15 protein-coding genes and 1 tRNA gene are annotated in these 16,516 nt (G+C 68.6%); 11 read left to right on the forward strand and 5 right to left on the reverse strand.

Going from position 1 to position 16,516, the window contains the following annotated elements:
- Positions 1-13: 13 nt before the first annotated feature.
- From cysK to ABIC66_RS04760, 3 genes are read left to right on the forward strand one after another with little or no spacing between them, the layout of a single operon-like run.
- Entirely contained in the window at positions 14-1,000 is a 987-nt protein-coding gene (gene cysK / locus ABIC66_RS04750) for a cysteine synthase A (RefSeq protein ID WP_354068229.1), read from the forward strand.
- Between the two features lie 11 nt (positions 1,001-1,011).
- A complete protein-coding gene (locus ABIC66_RS04755; protein WP_354068365.1) occupies positions 1,012-2,205 on the forward strand; it encodes an FAD-dependent oxidoreductase in 1,194 nt (397 codons plus the stop codon).
- Positions 2,202-2,657 carry a very short patch repair endonuclease gene (locus ABIC66_RS04760; RefSeq protein WP_354068230.1) on the forward strand — a complete coding sequence of 152 codons (456 nt, stop codon included), beginning with the start codon at positions 2,202-2,204 and terminating at the stop codon, positions 2,655-2,657. The genes ABIC66_RS04755 and ABIC66_RS04760 overlap by 4 nt, the downstream gene beginning before the upstream one ends.
- On the opposite strand, the gene ABIC66_RS04765 is transcribed toward ABIC66_RS04760, so the two are convergent.
- The 3 genes from ABIC66_RS04765 to ABIC66_RS04775 form a co-directional block, all read right to left on the reverse strand.
- The gene (locus ABIC66_RS04765; protein WP_354068231.1) at positions 2,609-4,357 is read right to left on the reverse strand and encodes an ATP-binding protein; all 1,749 of its coding nucleotides are present in this window, start codon (positions 4,355-4,357) and stop codon (positions 2,609-2,611) included. The two genes, ABIC66_RS04760 and ABIC66_RS04765, sit on opposite strands and share 49 nt — an antisense overlap.
- Positions 4,358-4,540: 183 nt before the next feature.
- Positions 4,541-4,825, reverse strand: a complete 285-nt coding sequence (locus ABIC66_RS04770) for a DUF167 family protein (RefSeq protein ID WP_354068232.1) — start codon at positions 4,823-4,825, stop codon at positions 4,541-4,543.
- Positions 4,818-5,132 carry a YggT family protein gene (locus ABIC66_RS04775; RefSeq protein WP_354068233.1) on the reverse strand — a complete coding sequence of 105 codons (315 nt, stop codon included), beginning with the start codon at positions 5,130-5,132 and terminating at the stop codon, positions 4,818-4,820. The genes ABIC66_RS04770 and ABIC66_RS04775 overlap by 8 nt, the downstream gene beginning before the upstream one ends.
- A gap of 112 nt (positions 5,133-5,244) precedes the next feature.
- On the opposite strand from ABIC66_RS04775, the gene ABIC66_RS04780 reads away from it, so the two are divergent.
- Positions 5,245-5,320, forward strand: a tRNA-Ala gene (locus tag ABIC66_RS04780).
- Between the two features lie 195 nt (positions 5,321-5,515).
- Here ABIC66_RS04780 and tkt read toward each other — a convergent pair.
- Positions 5,516-7,474, reverse strand: a complete 1,959-nt coding sequence (gene tkt, locus ABIC66_RS04785; RefSeq protein ID WP_354068234.1) for a transketolase — start codon at positions 7,472-7,474, stop codon at positions 5,516-5,518.
- A gap of 199 nt (positions 7,475-7,673) precedes the next feature.
- Between tkt and ABIC66_RS04790 the strand changes: the two genes are divergently transcribed.
- Positions 7,674-9,710: an NAD(+) synthase gene (locus ABIC66_RS04790; protein WP_354068235.1), complete on the forward strand. Its 2,037-nt coding sequence runs from the start codon at positions 7,674-7,676 to the stop codon at positions 9,708-9,710.
- A gap of 95 nt (positions 9,711-9,805) precedes the next feature.
- Positions 9,806-11,116 carry a mannose-1-phosphate guanylyltransferase/mannose-6-phosphate isomerase gene (locus ABIC66_RS04795; RefSeq protein WP_354068236.1) on the forward strand — a complete coding sequence of 437 codons (1,311 nt, stop codon included), beginning with the start codon at positions 9,806-9,808 and terminating at the stop codon, positions 11,114-11,116.
- A gap of 12 nt (positions 11,117-11,128) precedes the next feature.
- Here ABIC66_RS04795 and ABIC66_RS04800 read toward each other — a convergent pair whose 3' ends face one another.
- Entirely contained in the window at positions 11,129-12,292 is a 1,164-nt protein-coding gene (locus tag ABIC66_RS04800; protein WP_354068237.1) for an AGE family epimerase/isomerase, read from the reverse strand.
- A 98-nt stretch (positions 12,293-12,390) separates the two neighbouring features.
- Here ABIC66_RS04800 and ABIC66_RS04805 point away from each other — a divergent pair, with 98 nt between their 5' ends.
- From ABIC66_RS04805 to ABIC66_RS04825, 5 genes are all read left to right on the forward strand, one after another.
- Positions 12,391-12,936: a D-glycero-alpha-D-manno-heptose-1,7-bisphosphate 7-phosphatase gene (locus ABIC66_RS04805; RefSeq protein WP_354068238.1), complete on the forward strand. Its 546-nt coding sequence runs from the start codon at positions 12,391-12,393 to the stop codon at positions 12,934-12,936.
- Positions 12,933-13,811: a dTDP-4-dehydrorhamnose reductase gene (rfbD, locus tag ABIC66_RS04810; protein ID WP_354068239.1), complete on the forward strand. Its 879-nt coding sequence runs from the start codon at positions 12,933-12,935 to the stop codon at positions 13,809-13,811. The genes ABIC66_RS04805 and rfbD overlap by 4 nt, the downstream gene beginning before the upstream one ends.
- A gap of 73 nt (positions 13,812-13,884) precedes the next feature.
- The gene (fsa, locus tag ABIC66_RS04815) at positions 13,885-14,538 is read left to right on the forward strand and encodes a fructose-6-phosphate aldolase (protein ID WP_354068240.1); all 654 of its coding nucleotides are present in this window, start codon (positions 13,885-13,887) and stop codon (positions 14,536-14,538) included.
- Between the two features lie 153 nt (positions 14,539-14,691).
- Positions 14,692-14,925 carry a hypothetical protein gene (locus ABIC66_RS04820; protein ID WP_354068241.1) on the forward strand — a complete coding sequence of 78 codons (234 nt, stop codon included), beginning with the start codon at positions 14,692-14,694 and terminating at the stop codon, positions 14,923-14,925.
- Positions 14,926-15,006: 81 nt separating this feature from the next.
- Positions 15,007-16,437 carry a pyridoxal-phosphate dependent enzyme gene (locus ABIC66_RS04825; protein ID WP_502910292.1) on the forward strand — a complete coding sequence of 477 codons (1,431 nt, stop codon included), beginning with the start codon at positions 15,007-15,009 and terminating at the stop codon, positions 16,435-16,437.
- The last annotated feature ends 79 nt before the right edge of the window (positions 16,438-16,516 follow it).

Raw genomic sequence — 16,516 nt, forward strand, 5'->3', positions numbered from 1 at the left:
CCGAGGCACTTCGATGGACGACGCTTCCTCCCTCTACGACGCCACCCGCTTCAAGCGCGCCGGTCGCGGCAAGGTCTACGACTCGATCATCGACACGATCGGCGACACCCCGCTGATCCGCCTGCCGCGCCTGTCGGCCGAGCTGAAGCCGAAGGGCGAGGTCTTGGCCAAGCTCGAGTTCTTCAACCCGATCGCCTCGGTCAAGGACCGCATCGGCGTCTCGATGGTCGAGGCGCTGGAGGCCCAGGGCGTTCTGAAGCCTGGCGCGACCATCATCGAGCCGACCTCGGGCAACACCGGCATCGCCCTGGCCTTCGTGGCCGCCGCCAAGGGCTACAAGCTGATCCTGGTCATGCCCGAAAGCATGTCGATCGAGCGCCGCAAGATGCTGCTGCTGCTGGGCGCCAAGCTGGAGCTGACCCCGGCCGAGAAGGGCATGCGCGGCGCCGTCGCCCGCGCCCAGGAGCTGATCGAGGCCACGCCGGGCTCGGTGATGCCCCAGCAATTCGAGAACGCCGCCAACCCGCTGATCCACCGCGTCTCGACCGCCGAGGAGATCTGGAACGACACCGCGGGCGCGGTGGACGCCGTGGTCTCGGGCGTTGGCACCGGCGGCACGATCACGGGCGTCGGCCAGGTGCTGAAGGCTCGCAAGCCGTCGCTGAAGATGGTCGCCGTCGAGCCCGAGGCCTCACCGGTCCTGTCGGGCGGCGCGCCCGGCCCGCACAAGATCCAGGGCATCGGCGCGGGCTTCGTGCCGGGCGTGCTGGATCGCGGCGTGATCGACGAGATCGTCCAGGTCAGCAACGACGACTCCTTCGCCATGGCCCGCCGCGCGGCGGCCGTCGAGGGCTTGCCGGTCGGCATCAGCTCGGGCGCGGCCCTGACCGCCGCCTTCGACCTGGCGCTGCGCGACGAATACAAGGGCAAGACGATCGTCACGATCATCCCCAGCTTCGCCGAACGCTACCTGTCGACGGCCCTGTTCGAGGGTCTCTGATCCCGCTCCGCATCGGCGTCGTCGGATGCGGCGTCGGCGGCATGGCCGCCGCGCTTGCCCTGGCGCGCCGGGGCCATGCGGTCACCCTGCTGGAAGCCTTCGCCGCCCCGCGTCCGCTGGGCTCGGGCCTGCTGCTGCAGCCGACGGGCCTGGCGGCGCTGAAGGCGCTTGGCCTGGACGAGGCCATCCGCGCCGCCGGCGCCCGAGTTGACCGGCTCGAGGGCAGGGATACGCGCGGCCGTCGGGTCATGGACCTCGACTACGGCGACTGGCGGCCCGGCGCTCACGGCGTGGGCATTCATCGGGCGGTGCTGTTCGACGCCCTGCACGACGAGCTCTCGCCCGAAGGCGTGGAGGTCGTCACCGACGCGCGGATCGTCCGGATCGAAAGCCTCGCCAAGCCGGTCCTGCACGACCAACACGGCCGGGTTTTCGGGCCTTTCGACCTGGCGATCATCGGCGATGGCGCGGCCTCGACACTGCGCGCGGCGATCCGACCCGCGTCGCGGGCGCCGATCTATCCGTGGGGCGCGGTCTGGACCAACGCGTCCGATCCCGAGAACCGCTTCGCCGGGGCCCTGCGCCAAGTCTATCACCGCGCCGAGGTGATGAGCGGGGTCCTGCCGGTTGGACGGGGACCGGACAGGGCCGAAAACCAGGTCAGTCTGTTCTGGTCGCTGCCGGTCGCCGATCTCGACGCGTTCCTGGACGGTGACTTCGCGACATGGCGCGACCAGCGCCTGACGCCGCTGTGGCCTGAAGCTGCGGCCTTGCTGGCGGAGCGGAACGACTGGGCGGGCTTCTCCCGCGCCGTCTATCGCGACGTGTCCGTGGGACGCTGGAACCGCCAGGCCTGCGTGCTGATCGGCGACGCCGCCCACGGCACCAGCCCGCAGCTGGGCCAGGGCGCGAACCTGGCCCTGGTCGACGCGGTCGAGTTGGCCGCCCGCCTCGACCGCGACCTTCGCCCGACCGCGGTCGTCGTCCGCGCCTGGCAGGATCAGCGACGGCGCCACACGGGCGTCTACCAGCTGGTTTCCAAGGCCCTGACACCGCTCTTCCAGGCCCATGGCGCGTTCTGGCCCTTGATGCGCGATCTCTTCTTCACGCCGATGTCCCGTTGGCCGGGCTTGAAGCAGCTGGGCGTCCTGCTGCTGACCGGCGCCCTGCGCCTGGGTCGCTTTCCGCCCGAGACGCGGCCGTGACGACCGACGTCTATGACAAGGCCAAGCGCTCGGCCGTCATGGCCCGGGTCAAGAGCAGGGACACCACGCCCGAAAGAGCGTTGCGCCGTCTGCTGACCGGCCTCGGCGCGCGCTACCGCCTGCATCGCAAGGACCTGCCCGGCAACCCCGACCTGGTGATGCCGGGCCGGAGGCTGGCCTTCTTCGTTCACGGCTGCTTCTGGCACGGCCACGACTGCGCGCGGGGCGCGCGGGTGCCGAAGGCCAATCGCGACTATTGGGTGGGCAAGGTGGCCCGCAACGTCGCCCGCGACGCGCGCTCGACCGACGCCCTGACGGCGGCCGGCTGGCGGGTCGAGGTGATCTGGGAGTGTGATTTCAAGGATGAGGCCGCCCTGGAGGCGCGCCTGCGGGCGGTGCTGGATCAGGCGGCGTTGGACGGAGCCTCGGCGACCTCCGCCGCCAGCACCTGAGCCAAGGCGCCGAACAGTTCGGCCGGATCGATCGGCTTGGCGACGTGGGCGTTCATGCCGGCCGCCGCGCAGGCCTCCCAGTCCTTCGGCGTGGCCGAGGCGGTGACGGCGATGACCGGCGTGTCGCGATTGGGTCCGCCGCCGGCCCGCAGGATTCGGGTGGCCTGGCGGCCGTCCATGCCGGGCATGTAGACATCCATCAACACGGCGTCGAACACCTCCGAGCCGAGCAGCTCCAGGGCCTGCTCGGCTGATTCGGCCAAGGTGGCGTCGACTCCGAACGGCTGCAGGACGAGCTCGATGGCGCGGCGGTTGACGACATGGTCATCGACGACCAGCACCCGCAGGCCGGTGATCGAGCGATCTTCTTCCTCGACGCGTGGAGCCTCGGCGGTTTCCAAGACAGCGGTGAGGGTGAAGCGAGCCCCATGGCCGAGCGCGCTGGTCGCGGTCAGGTCGCCGCCCATCAGGCGGGCCAGCTCGCGACTGATGGCCAGGCCCAGGCCCGAGCCGCCATGCTGGCGCACGACGGCGGCGTTCAGCTGATCGAACGGCGTGAACAGGCGCGGCAGGGCGGTCTCGGAGATGCCCGGGCCGGTATCGATCACCTCGATCGACAGCAGCACCTGCTGGGGCGAGGGCTGGGCGTGCAGGACGATGGTGATCTCGCCGCGCTCGGTGAACTTGATGGCGTTGCTGAGCAGGTTGTTCAGCACCTGCTTCAGACGCATGGCGTCGCCGGCCACCCAGCGGGGCAGGGTCGCGGCGCCTTGGACGCGCAGCCTCAAGCCCTTGCGGGCGATCTCGGGCCGCCAGAGACGAAAACTGTCCGACAGCGCTTGGCGCAGGTTGAAGGCGGCCGTCTCGACCGACATGCGGCCTGCCTCTAGACGCGAGAAGTCGAGCAGGTCGTTCAGCAGGGTGCGCATCAGGCCGCCGGCGTCGGCGATCAGCTGGGCGTGAACCTTGGAGGAGGCCTCGGGGACGTCACTGTGCAGGCGCGCGGCGCCGGCCAGGATGGCGCTGATCGGGGTGCGCAGTTCGTGGCTGATCATGGCCACGAAGGCGGATTTGGCGGCCACGGCTTCCTCGGCCTCGTGGCGTCGGCGCTCGGACTCCGCCTTGGCGTCGGCCTCGGCCTTCAAGGCGGTGTGCAGGGTGCGGCTGGCGACGGTGACCGAGGCGATCAGCATCGCCGAGCCGAACCAGAGTCCGTCGGCCAGGGACGGGCCCGGATTGGCCGCCTTGGCGATGATCGGCACGATCATCAGGTAGATCGCGTGCGGCGTGGCGGCCATGACGGTCGCGATGCGGCTGCGGGCGTTGACCACTACGACGTTCAGCAGGGCGCCGCCCAGCAGCATGCCCGCCAAGGTGGGGGCGAAACGGACGTGCGAGGCGAACAGCGGGATCGAGAGGGAGCCGAACACCGTCGAGGTGACGAACGGCGCGATCGTCGCGGCTCGGCGGCGCCAGGCGGGCGCGGGCGCGTCGGGACGCAACACGATCGGTCGGCTGACCCACAGCTCCAGCAAATGGGTGCAGGTGTAGGCCGCGGCCCAGATCCAGCCCCAGATCTCCGTGACATAAACCTGCCACAGCAGACCGATGGCCACGGTGGCGGAGATGCGCAGACAGGTGTTCGCACGCCGCGCGGCGGCGGCGCGAGCCACGTCTCCCTGCACCTCGGTCCTGCTCATGGACGCCCGCACCCCCGAGGACCTTCCGGTCCTTCTCACGACCAGGCTAGTCGCGAGAGGCTTACAGGAAGTGAAAGAACGCCGTCTCGTCAATAGGTTGGCCCGAGATCGGGTGCGGGCGAGATCGTGCGCCGGAGGTCGCTGCCGGTCCTTCCAAAGGAAGAATTTGCCCTTCCGGCGGAATCAGGGACGAGGGCCGAAGGCTCGCGTCAGATCCTCGGCCGTGACCCCGTCGAGCTCCAGGCGTTTGAGCCGGGCGGTGTCGCCCGCGGCGAGGCGCACGGCAGAACGCGAGATCTTCAAGGTCTTGGCGAGGAAGGCCAGCAAGGCCGCGTTGGCCGCGCCGTCGACCGGCGGACTGGCCACGCGCACCTTCAGATAAGGCCGTCCATCGCCGTCCACCGCCCAGCCGTCGGCCGCATCGCGGCCGCCGCGCGGTGTCAGGCGGACGACCAGGACCTCAGCCAAGCAGGTTGAGGAGCGTGTTCTGCAGGGCCGGCAGGATGAACAGCTGCACGCCGCGCAACAGCAGAAGCACGATGATCGGGCTGATGTCGACGCCGCCGATCGTCGGGATGATCTTGCGGAAGGGCCGCAGGATCGGGTCCGTGACGCGGTCCAGGAAGGTGGCGACGTTGTAGACGAACTGGTTTCGGCGGTTAATCACGTCGAACGCGAACAACCAGCTGAGGATCGCCGAGATGACGATGGCCCACCACAGCAGGTCCAGCAGGGCGTTGAGGATGAAGAAGATGAGATTGATGATCGGGGCCATGGGTTTCCGTCCGGACGCCCGAGCTTCTTGCCGCGCCTGGAGGTTGCTGGCAAGGCGCGGTGAGAACCCCGCTTGACGCGCGCGCTCTGTGGCCGTATCTCCGCCGCTCCTTGGGGCCGTAGCTCAGATGGTAGAGCGCCTCGTTCGCAATGAGGAGGTCAGGGGTTCGATTCCCCTCGGCTCCACCAAGGACCCTTCCGACAGACGCAAATGAACGGGCCAGGCGGTCTCGGCTTGGCCGAGCACGTTCATGCCTCCGCCGCGCGCGTCAGCGTCATCTCGCCGCAGGTCTTGGAATCCCAGGCTTGGCTCGCGCCCGCGACGACGCGCCGCAGCGCCGGCGGGCGCCCCGGGGGCCTGAGCCCCCGGGGCGTGATGGCCGTCTATTGAGCCGCTTCGGCGACGGCTTCGGCGGTGATGCCGAATTCCTTGTAGAGGCGCTCGAACGGGGCCGAGGCGCCGAAGCTCTTCATGCCGACGAACTTGCCGGTCTCGCCGATGAAGCGCTCCCAACCCATGCGGATGCCCGCCTCGACGGCCACGCGCACCGGGGCCTTGCCGATGACGGAGGCCTGGTAGGCGGCGTCCTGCTTGTCGAACAGCTCCCAGCAGGGGGTGGAGACGACGCGGGTCGGCTTGCCCTTGGCCTGCAGGAGGTCGCGCGCGGCCACGGCCACGCCGACCTCGGTGCCCGAGGCGAAGATCGTGACTTGCGCCTCGCCGCCCTCGGCCGCCAGCAGCTCATAGGCGCCCTTGGCCGACAGATCGCCGCCCGAGGTCCGCACGTGCGGGGTCTTCTGGCGCGACAGGGTCATGACCGACGGCGTGCGCGGGTTTTGCAGGGCGAGCTTCCAGCACTCGGCGGCTTCCACCGCGTCGGCGGGACGGAAGACCAGCAGGTTCGGAATGGCGCGCAGGGAGGCGACCTGTTCCACCGGCTGGTGGGTCGGGCCGTCCTCGCCCAGACCGATCGAGTCGTGGGTCATCACGTGGATGACGCGGGCTTCCATCAGGGCGCCGAGACGAATCGCGGCGCGGCTGTAGTCGGCGAAGGCCAGGAAGGTGCCCGAATAGGGAATGATCCCGCCGTGCAGGGCCATGCCGTTCATGGCCGCGGCCATGCCGAACTCGCGCACGCCATAGTGGACGTAGCGGCCGGTGTAGTCGGGCGTGTCGAACGCGCCCATGCCCTTGACCAGGGTGTTGTTCGAACCGGTCAGGTCGGCCGAGCCGCCGATCATTTCCGGGATCGACGGGATCAGGTGATCCAGAGCCGCGCCGGAGTGGACGCGGGTGGCGTTGACCGGCTTGGTCTCGACCGCCTTGGCGATGTGGGCGTCGAGCGCCGCGAAAGCGCCCGCCGGCAGCTCGCCCTTCATGGCGCGGGTGAAGTCCGACGCGTGGAGGGAAGCCGCCAGCTTGGCTTCCCACGCCTTGCGGACCTTGGCGCCGCGGCGGCCGACGCTCTTCCAGGCCTTGGCGATGTCGTCCGGCACGGTGAACGGCGCGGCGTCCCAGCCCATCGCCTCGCGGGCGGCTTTGATCTGGTCGTCGAACAGGGTGTAGCCGTGGCTATGCGGGTCGCCTTCCTTGGGGCCCGCGCCCTTCGAGATCAGCGTCTTGCACGCGATCATGGTCGGGCGGTCCTGCTTGGTGGCCCAGCGCAGGGCGGCGGCGATCTTGCCGTGGTCGTGGCCGTCGACGACCTTCACGGCCCAGCCGGCGGCCTTGAAGCGGGCGACCTGATCGCCGGTCTCGGAGATGGTCGCTTCGCCGTCGATGGTGGTGTTGTTGTCGTCGAACAGCACGGTCAGCTTCTTGAGCTTCAGGCGGCCGGCGAGGCTGATCGCCTCGTGGCTGACGCCCTCCATCAGGCAGCCGTCGCCGGCGATCACCCAGGTGCGGTGGTCGACGAGGTCATGGCCGAAGCGGCCGGCCAGATGCGCCTCGGCCATCGCCATGCCGACGGCCGTGGCCAGGCCCTGGCCCAGCGGGCCGGTCGTGGTCTCGACGCCGGGGGTGTGATGAACTTCTGGGTGGCCGGGGGTCAGCGACCCCCACTGACGGAAGTTCTCGATCTCCTTCATCGTCACGGCCTTGAAGCCGGTCAGGTGAAGTAGGCTGTACAGCAGCATCGAGCCGTGGCCGGCCGACAGCACGAAGCGGTCGCGGTCGGCCCAGTCGGGCTTGCTCGCGTCGAACTTCAGGAACTTCCCCCACAGGACGGTCGCGACATCGGCCATGCCCATCGGCATGCCCTGGTGTCCGGACTTGGCCTCGTGCACGGCGTCCATGGAAAGGACGCGGATCGCGTCGGCCATCTTGATGGGCGAAACGGGCATGGAAGTACCGTCTTGTCTTTGTTTTGCAGGGCTGCGCGAGGGGGCAGGTCGCATGGGAACCCCCGGGGGTCAACCCGCGCGGGGCCGTGTTTGGGCCTCCTGGAAGCGCTTCGTGGGCGCTATGCAACATCGTCAGCAGGCGTTATAGCGGGAGACAGACTTATGCTCAATTTAAGCATAACCTTGAAAGGCCGCTCCCGTGGGTAGTCCGTCGTTCTTCTCACCTTACCGCCACGGCTTCGTTCGCGTGGCGACCGCTGTCCCGAAGGTGAAGCTGGCCGACCCGGCGACGAACGCCGAGAGCGTGCTGGCCCTGACCCGCGAGGCGCACGACGCCGGCGTGGCGGTGATCGTGTTCCCGGAGCTGGGCCTGACCGGCTACACGATCGACGACCTTCTGCAGCAGGACGTGCTGCTGGACGCCGTCGAGGCGGCGATCGCCACCCTGGCGAAGTCCAGCGAGGCGCTCGCGCCATTGATCGTGGTCGGCGCGCCGCTGCGGGACGCCGGCAGGCTCTACAACACGGCCGTGGCGATCCAGGGCGGGCGGGTTCTGGGCGTCACGCCCAAGAGCTTCCTGCCCAACTACCGCGAGTTCTACGAGCGCCGCTGGTTCACGCCCGGCGCTGGCGTGGCCGGCAAGACCCTGGCCCTGGCCGGCCAGGCCGTTCCGTTCGGGACCGATATCCTGTTCCGCGCCGAGGCGCCGACCGCCTTCACGGTCGGCATCGAGATCTGCGAGGACGTCTGGACGCCCAATCCGCCCAGCACCGCCCAGGCCCTGGCCGGGGCCGAGATCCTGCTGAATCTCTCGGCCAGCAACATCACCATCGGCAAGTCCGAGACCCGTCGCCTGCTGTGCGCCAGCCAGTCGGAGCGGGCCATCGCGGCCTATGTCTATTCGGCGGCCGGGGCGGGCGAGAGCTCGACGGACCTGGCCTGGGACGGCCATGTCGACATCCACGAGATGGGCCATCTGCTGGCCGAGAGCCCGCGGTTCTCGACCGGTCCGGCCTGGACCTACGCCGATGTCGATGTCGACCGGATCCGCCAGGAGCGGATGCGGGTCGGCAGCTTCGGGGACTCGATGGCGCTGGCCCCGCCGAAGGTTCCGTTCCGGATCGCGTCTTTCACGTTCGAGCCGCCGAAAGGGGATCTGCCCCTGGCCCGGACGATCGAGCGCTTCCCGTTCACGCCGTCGGATCCAGCCAAGCTGCGCGACAACTGTTACGAGGCCTACAACATCCAGGTCCAGGGCCTGGCTCGCCGCGTCGAAGCGACCGGATCGAAGAGCCTGGTGATCGGCATTTCGGGCGGGCTCGACTCGACGCACGCCCTGATCGTCGCCGCCAAGGCCATGGACCAGCTGGGCCGCCCGCGCTCGGACATCCGAGGCTACACCTTGCCCGGCTTCGCCACCTCGGACCGCACCAAGTCGAACGCCTGGAAGCTGATGACCGCGATGGGCGTCACGGCCGAAGAGATCGACATTCGCCCGACCGCCAAACAGATGCTGGCCGACCTCGGCCACCCGTTCGCTAGGGGCGAGGCGGTCTATGACGTGACCTTCGAGAACGTGCAGGCGGGCCTGCGCACCGACTATCTGTTCCGCCTCGCCAACCATCATAAGGGCATGGTGGTCGGAACCGGCGACCTGTCGGAGCTGGCCCTGGGCTGGTGCACCTATGGCGTGGGCGACCAGATGAGCCACTACAATCCCAACGGCGGGGTTCCCAAGACGCTGATCCAGCACCTGATCCGCTTCGTGGCCCATTCGGGCGACGTCGACGCGGCGACCACGGCGCTGCTGGAAGACATCCTGGCCACCGAAATCTCGCCGGAGCTGGTGCCGGGCGAGGTGACGCAAGCGACGGAAAGCTTCGTCGGTCCCTACGCCCTGCAGGACTTCAATCTCTACTATCTGACGCGCTACGGGATGAGCCCGTCCAAGATCGCCTTCCTGGCCTGGAGCGCCTGGCATGACCCGGACGAGGGCGGCTGGCCGGTCGGCCTGCCCGAGAGCGCCCGGCGCGCCTATGATCTCCCCGAGATCAAGCGCTGGCTCGAGCTTTTCCTGAAACGGTTCTTCGCCAATCAGTTCAAGCGGTCGGCCGTGCCCAACGGGCCCAAGATCTCGTCCGGCGGCGCACTGTCTCCGCGTGGGGACTGGCGGATGCCATCGGACGCCACCGCCGACGCATGGCTGGCCGAGCTGCACGCGGGGACGCCAAGCTGACGAAAATTCTTCGTTCTCGCCGGCTTTCCCTTTAAGCAGCCTTCGCAATGACCCTCTATCAGGAGGGCGAAGACTGATGTGTGTGGGGACAAGTCTTGAGTGCGATCTATCCGGTGATCCTGTGCGGCGGCTCGGGCACGCGTCTTTGGCCCGCGTCGCGAAGCGACCAGCCCAAGCAGTTCCTGAAGCTGGTCGGCGACCGCTCCTCGTTCCAGGAGACGGTGCTGCGGGTGAAGGACATCCCCGGCGTCGCCGAGATCGTCATCGTCACCGGCGAGGCCATGGTCGGCTTCGTGGCCGAACAGACCGCCGAGATCGGCGTCTGGGTCACTATCCTGGTCGAGCCCGAGGCGCGTGACAGCGCTCCGGCCGTCGCCGCCGCGGCCGCCTATGTCGAGCGTCAGGATCCCGACGGCGTCGTGCTGATGCTGGCCGCCGATCACCATATCGCCCAGCCGGAAATCTTCGGCGCGGCGGCCCTCACCGCCGCCAAGGCGGCCGAGCAGGACCTGATCGTCACCTTCGGCGTGCAGCCGACCGTGCCGTCCACCGGCTTCGGCTACATCCGTCCCGGCGAGGCCCTGCTGGACGGCTCGGTGAGCAAGGTCGCGGCCTTCGTCGAGAAGCCCGATCAGGAAACCGCCGAGCGCTACCTGCTGGAAGGCTATCTCTGGAACAGCGGCAATTTCGCCTTCAAGGCCTCGACCCTGCTGGGTGAGTTCGAGGCGTTCGAGCCGACCGTGGCCGCCGCCGGCAGGGCCTGCGTCGCGGCGCTGGCGCTTGAAGCGGGTGTCGGCCGCCTCGACCGCGAGGCCTTCGCCCAGGCCAAGAAGATCAGCCTCGACTACGCGGTGATGGAGCACACCACGAAGGCCGCCGTCGTGCCGGCCGCCTTCGCGTGGTCGGACCTGGGCGCCTGGGACGCGATCTGGGAAGCCTCGGTTCGCGACCACGACGGCAACGCCCAGGACGGCGACGTCGACCTGCACGGCGCGTCGAATGTGCTGGTCCGCACCACCGGCCCCTATGTCGGCGTGATCGGCGTCAGCGACATCGTGGTGGTGGTCGAGCCCGACGCGGTGCTGGTCTGCCATCGCAAGGACAGCCAATCCGTGAAGACCCTGGTCGACGGCCTCAAGGCCAAGGGCCGCTCGATCGCCTCGCGCAAGAGCGCCTCGCCCCGTGGAACCGAGACCCTGGTGACGACCGACGGCTTCGACGTCGAGCTGCGTCGCGCGCCGGCCGGCGAGACCTTCGTCCTGCCAATCTCGACCGTGCAGGTGCTGGAAGGCGTGTTGGAGATGGACGGCGACGTCTACGCCGCCGGCGCGATCATCCCGCTGGACATCGAGGTCCGGGCGCGGGCCATCGGGGCGGCGACGCTGCTGGTCACCAAGCCGCGCTGAGCTTGCGTCGCGCTAAGCCTGGGCGGCGCTGACCGCCCGGTCCAGCTCCACGATCGCGCAGAGGATGTGATAGAACGAGCTGGCCGGGGCCGGCTCGTCGACGAAGTCGCCGTTGGGCCGCATCTTGTCGCGCCAGAGACCGGGGGTGGGCGTGCGCAGATAAGCCATCAAGCCTTCCGCCCCCGCCGCGGCCATGGCCCACCAGCGTTGATCGCCGGTGATCTCGGCCGCCAACGCGCCAGCCTTGATCCGCTCGGTCTGCGGCCACAGGCGAGCGTTGGGATCGTCGATCGAGAAGTCGTCGAGCAGGGCGTTGATCGCCACGCCGTTGTCTTCATTGATCCCATGCGTCTCGCCGGCCTCGATCATTCGCAGGGCGGCGGCCGTGGCGTCCTCGCGGCCGGTCAATTTGCCCCAGCGCAGCAGCAGCCAGCCCCATTCGAATTGGTGCCCCGGCTCGCAGATGCGGCCTTCGCGGCCCGGGGCCGGGTTCCAGTCCAGGTCGAAGAACTCGCGCAGCATGCCGCTTTCGGCCTGGATGAAGCGCGACAGGGCCAACTCGGCGATTTCGTCGGCCAGGTCGCGCCAGACCGGATCGGCGTCGATCTCGGACCAGGCCAGGCAGGCTTCCAGCAGATGCATGTGCTCGTTGGAGCCCTGCGGCGCGCTGGGCGGATCGGTCAGGTAGAAGCCGCCCTGGGGGTGCTTGCGCGTGGCGATCAGCTTGGCGCGCACGGCCGTCGCCAGTTGGCGCATCTCGTCGGCCCGCTCGGGCGCGATCCGGGTCACGGCGGCGGCGGCGAACATCGAGAAGGCCTGGTCGTAGAGGGCGGCGGTGTCGTCCAGGCTGGCGCCGTCAGGCCCGACCAGGGCGCGGAACAAGCCGTCGGGCCGGCGATAGGCCGTCAGGTAGAAGGACAGGCCATGCTCGACCGCCTCGCGCCAGGGTCCGGCCCAGCCCAGATCGCCGGCCACGGAATAGGAATAGATCTGGCGCGGCAGGACGCGGCCGCGACGCGGGCCTTGGACCGGCTTGCCATCCAGGTCGAGCTTCTCGAAGAAGCCGCCCTTCTTGTGATCGGCTCCCGCCTTCCACCACAGCGGATAGGCCGCCTCGGTCGCCCAGGTCTTGAGGCGGTCGCGCAGGCGGGCGGCGTCGGCGAAGGCGTTGGTCATGGAGAACTCCCGGAGGCGTCCCCTTCTAGAGCGTGTCGTGTGTCCAGGCCAAGACGGTGGTCTGGCGATCTGGCGCCGCTCGGGGTAGTGCTCGCATCATGACCAGCGTCCTTGCTCCTCCGCCGCTGAAGGCCGTGTTCCTGGATCGGGACGGCGTCCTGAACATCGACCATGGCTATGTCTGCGATCCGGCCAAGCTGGACTGGATCGACGGGGCCCGAGAGGCGGTGGCGGCGATGACCCGGGCGGGGTTGAAGGTCTTGGTGGTCACCAACCAGTCGGGGATCGGCCGAGGCTATTTCGACGAGGCGGCGATGGACCGGTTCCACGCCGCCATGCAGGCCCAGCTGGGCGAATTGGGCGGCCGCATCGACGCCTTTTACCATTCGCCGTTCCATGAGACCGCGGTGGTGGAGGCCTATCGCGTCGCCGATCACCCCGACCGCAAGCCCAATCCCGGCATGATCCTGCGCGGCCTGGCCGAGTGGGACCTGACGCCGGACGAGGCGGTGATCATCGGCGATCGCCACATCGATGTGGAGGCCGGCAATCGGGCGGGCATGCAGGGCTTCCTGTTCAAGGGTGGCGACCTGCGGGCCTTCGTCCGCGATGTGCTGGGCGAGCGCGTGCCGGCGCTCAAATGAGGATCCTGCAGTTCGGCCGGACCGGCCAGGTCGCCACGGCCGTCCAGGCCGCCGCGCCGGGCAGGGCCGAGATCGTCGCCCTGTCCCGCGCCGATTGCGACCTGGAGATTTCGGAAGCCGTGCGCGCGGCGATCCTGGCCGCCGACTGTGACCTCGTGCTGAACACGGCCGCCTTCACCCATGTCGATCCGGCCGAGGCGCGGCCCGAAGAGGCCTTCTCGGTCAACGCCGCCGCGCCGGGCGCCATGGCCGCCGCCTGCGCCGAGCGGGACCTGCCGTTCGTGCATCTGTCGACCGACGCGGTGTTCGATGGCCTGACGGACCGACCCTATGTCGAGAGCGACGAGGCTCGGCCGCTCAACGTCTATGGCCGCTCGAAGCTGGCTGGCGAGCAGGCGGTGCTGGCCCATTCCAAGGCGGTGGTGCTGCGGATCTCCTGGGTCTTTTCCCGGTATGGCCGAAACTATGTCAGTTTCATGCTGCGCCTGGCCCGCGAGCGCGAGGTGCTGAAAGTGGTGGCCGACCAGTTCGGCACGCCGACCGACGGCGAGGCCCTGGCCGATTTTCTGGTCGCCGCCGCGCCGCGCTGGACCGCCGCCTCGGCCGGGGATCCGATCTTCGGCCTGTTCCATTTCGCCAACGCCGGCGAGACCAGCCGCTTCGACTTCGCCAAGGCCGCGATCGATCGCGATCCGCTGACCAGGGCGCGGCTGGAGCCGACCACCCAGGCCGCCTTCGCCGAGCCCGCCCCGCGTCCGCCGCGCTCGCCGCTCGACACTGGCAAGCTGCAAGCGGTGTTCGGGTTCACGCCGGAGCCCTGGCGGCCGGCGGTCGAACGCACGGCCGACCGCCTCGTGGCGGGTTTCCCGGCCTAGGCGCTGGCGTGGCGGGCGCGCTCGGGATAAACCCAGGCCCAACTTTTCCAGAAAAAAGCAGCGCAAAAGACCCATGCAGATCTTCCTCGACAGCACCGACACCAAGGTCATCGCCGATCTGGCCTCGACCGGCCTGGTCGACGGCGTCACCACCAACCCGACCCTGATCGCCAAGTCGGGCCGCCCGATGCTGGAAGTGATCGCCGAGATCTGCGACCTCGTCCCCGGTCCGATCAGCGCCGAGGTGGCCGCCACCACCGCCGACGCCATGATCGCCGAGGGCAAGAAGCTGGCCGCCATCGCCCCGAACGTGGTCGTGAAGATCCCGCTGACCCGCGACGGCCTGATCGCCTGCGCCGCCTTCGCCGACGAAGAGATCAAGACCAACGTCACCCTGTGCTTCTCGCCGACCCAGGCCCTGCTCGCCGCCAAGGTCGGCGCGACGTACATCTCGCCGTTCATCGGCCGCCTGGACGACTACGGCTTCGACGGCATGGACCTGATCCGCGACATCCGCGCGATCTACGACAACTACGGCTACGAGACCGAGATCCTGGCCGCTTCGGTGCGCAACGCCGCCCACGTCAAGGAAGCCGCGATCATCGGCGCCGACGTCGTCACCATCCCGCCGGCCGTGTTTGGCGAACTCTACAAGCACCCGCTGACCGACAAGGGCCTGGAGCAGTTCCTGAAAGATTGGGCCAGCACGGGCCAATCGATCCTGTAACTGGTGATCCTGTAAGGATCGCGCGTTCCCGGGCGAGTTTTCCGCTCGCCCGGGAGGCGATCAAGTGATCACAGTTTATTTCGCAAAGGCGAAGCTGGTTCGCAAATGCGAGTTCGTGCGTTAGAGGTGGTCCGTTCACAGAGGGCCACGCCCATGGTTCCGACTGCCGCAGAGACCGAAGTCCGTCTGGCCGGTCCCGAAGAAGCCGATCGCTTCTCGCGATTCCTTCACGGATTCCTGTCGGCCAACGGGTTTCCGTTCGTGATCGTCCACGATACGCCCGAGCTGTTGGGCCAGCTGCGCAAGGTCGTGTTCGAGGACGTCTGCCTCAGCCGCAAGTTCGCCAGCGAGTGGCTGAACCAGCGCGGGACCGCGGGCGCCGCCTAGAGCGCGCCGCAGGGGCTTCCCCTATTCCAAGAACCGCGCCTATCTAGGGGAAATCGTTTCACCCTGCAGCGGAGCTGCGCCATGAACGACCCCAAAACGGGCTTTCTCCCAGTCTCACTTCCCCAAGACTCGCTTCCCAGGATGGCCGGTTGCGCGCTCGACCTGATCGGCCGCACGCCGATGGTCGAGGTCAAGCATCTCGACACCGGCCTTTGCCGGCTCTTCCTGAAGCTCGAAAACCAGAACCCCGGCGGTTCGATCAAGGACCGCGTCGCCCGTTCGATGATCGAGGCGGCCGAGGCGGACGGTCGCCTCAAGCCCGGTGGTACGATCATCGAGGCCACCGCGGGCAATACGGGCCTCGGCCTGGCCCAGGTCGCGACCCTGAAGGGCTACAAGCTGATCCTGATCGTCCCCGACAAGATGGCGCGGGAGAAGATCCTGCACCTGCGGGCCATGGGCGTGGACGTGCGCCTGACCCGCAGCGACGTCGGCAAGGGCCATCCGGAATACTACCAGGACATGGCCCAGACCCTGGCCCAGTCGATCCCCGGCGCGCTCTACGTCAACCAGTTTGAGAACCCGGCCAATCCGCTGGCCCACGAGACGACGACGGCGCCGGAACTGTTGGCCCAGATGGACAGCGACATCGACGCGATCGTCGTCGGGGTCGGTTCGGGCGGGACGCTGACCGGCGTCGGCCGGTACATGAAGACCCATTCACCGAAGACGAAAATGGTGCTGGCCGACCCGGTCGGCTCGATCCTTTGCGACTATGTCGAGACCGGGACCTTCGGCGAGGCCGGGTCCTGGATCGTCGAAGGCATCGGCGAGGACTTCATCCCGGCCAACGCCCAGATGGACCTGGTGTCCAAGGCCTATTCGATCAGCGACCGCGAGAGCGTCGAGACCGCCCGAGAGCTGCTGCGGAAGGAGGGCATTCTCGCAGGCTCGTCTTCCGGCTGCCTGCTGGCCGCCGCGCTGAAATACTGCCGCGAACAGACCGAGCCGAAGCGGGTCGTGACCCTCGTCTGCGACACCGGGTCGAAGTACCTGACCAAGATGTTCAACGACCTGTGGCTGGCCGCCCACGGCTTCGACGGGCGCGAGATGCACGGCGACCTGCGCGACCTGATCGCCAAGCGCTACGCCGAGGGCGGCGTGATCGCCATCGGGCCTGACGACACCCTGATGACGGCCTACAATCGCATGCGCTCGTCCGACATCAGCCAGCTGCCGGTGGTCGATCGCGGCCGGCTGGTCGGCATCCTCGACGAGAGCGACATCCTGGCCGCCGTCGAGGGCGCGGACGACCATCGTGGCGCGCGCTTCAAGACCCCGGTCGGCGAGGCCATGACCCGGGAGGTGAAGACCTTGCAGGCGCACCAGTCGGTCGACGCCCTGCCCGAGGTGTTCGACCGCGACGAGGTCGCCCTGATCGTCGACGGCGAGGAGTTCCTCGGCGTGATCACCCGGGTCGACCTGATCAATCACCTGCGGATGAGCGCCTAATATCCCCGCTCTCCCCGGCGAAAGCCGGGGTCCAGATCGAACCCGCGGACGGGATTGTCTCGTTCTGTGGAAGGGCGCG

Origin of the sequence: Caulobacter sp. 1776, from assembly GCF_040545685.1 — a bacterium.
In the GTDB taxonomy this organism is placed as follows: domain Bacteria; phylum Pseudomonadota; class Alphaproteobacteria; order Caulobacterales; family Caulobacteraceae; genus Caulobacter.

What these genes read in the sequence shown, in the direction of transcription:
- ABIC66_RS04825 (WP_502910292.1), top strand. Translation starts at nt 15,007, where the DNA reads ATGAACGACCCCAAAACGGGCTTTCTCCCAGTCTCACTTCCCCAAGAC.
- ABIC66_RS04775 (WP_354068233.1), bottom strand. Translation starts at nt 5,132, where the DNA reads ATGGCCCCGATCATCAATCTCATCTTCTTCATCCTCAACGCCCTGCTG.
- tkt (WP_354068234.1), bottom strand. Translation starts at nt 7,474, where the DNA reads ATGCCCGTTTCGCCCATCAAGATGGCCGACGCGATCCGCGTCCTTTCC.
- ABIC66_RS04800 (WP_354068237.1), bottom strand. Translation starts at nt 12,292, where the DNA reads ATGACCAACGCCTTCGCCGACGCCGCCCGCCTGCGCGACCGCCTCAAG.
- ABIC66_RS04765 (WP_354068231.1), bottom strand. Translation starts at nt 4,357, where the DNA reads ATGAGCAGGACCGAGGTGCAGGGAGACGTGGCTCGCGCCGCCGCCGCG.
- ABIC66_RS04820 (WP_354068241.1), top strand. Translation starts at nt 14,692, where the DNA reads ATGGTTCCGACTGCCGCAGAGACCGAAGTCCGTCTGGCCGGTCCCGAA.
- ABIC66_RS04805 (WP_354068238.1), top strand. Translation starts at nt 12,391, where the DNA reads ATGACCAGCGTCCTTGCTCCTCCGCCGCTGAAGGCCGTGTTCCTGGAT.
- rfbD (WP_354068239.1), top strand. Translation starts at nt 12,933, where the DNA reads ATGAGGATCCTGCAGTTCGGCCGGACCGGCCAGGTCGCCACGGCCGTC.
- cysK (WP_354068229.1), top strand. Translation starts at nt 14, where the DNA reads ATGGACGACGCTTCCTCCCTCTACGACGCCACCCGCTTCAAGCGCGCC.
- fsa (WP_354068240.1), top strand. Translation starts at nt 13,885, where the DNA reads ATGCAGATCTTCCTCGACAGCACCGACACCAAGGTCATCGCCGATCTG.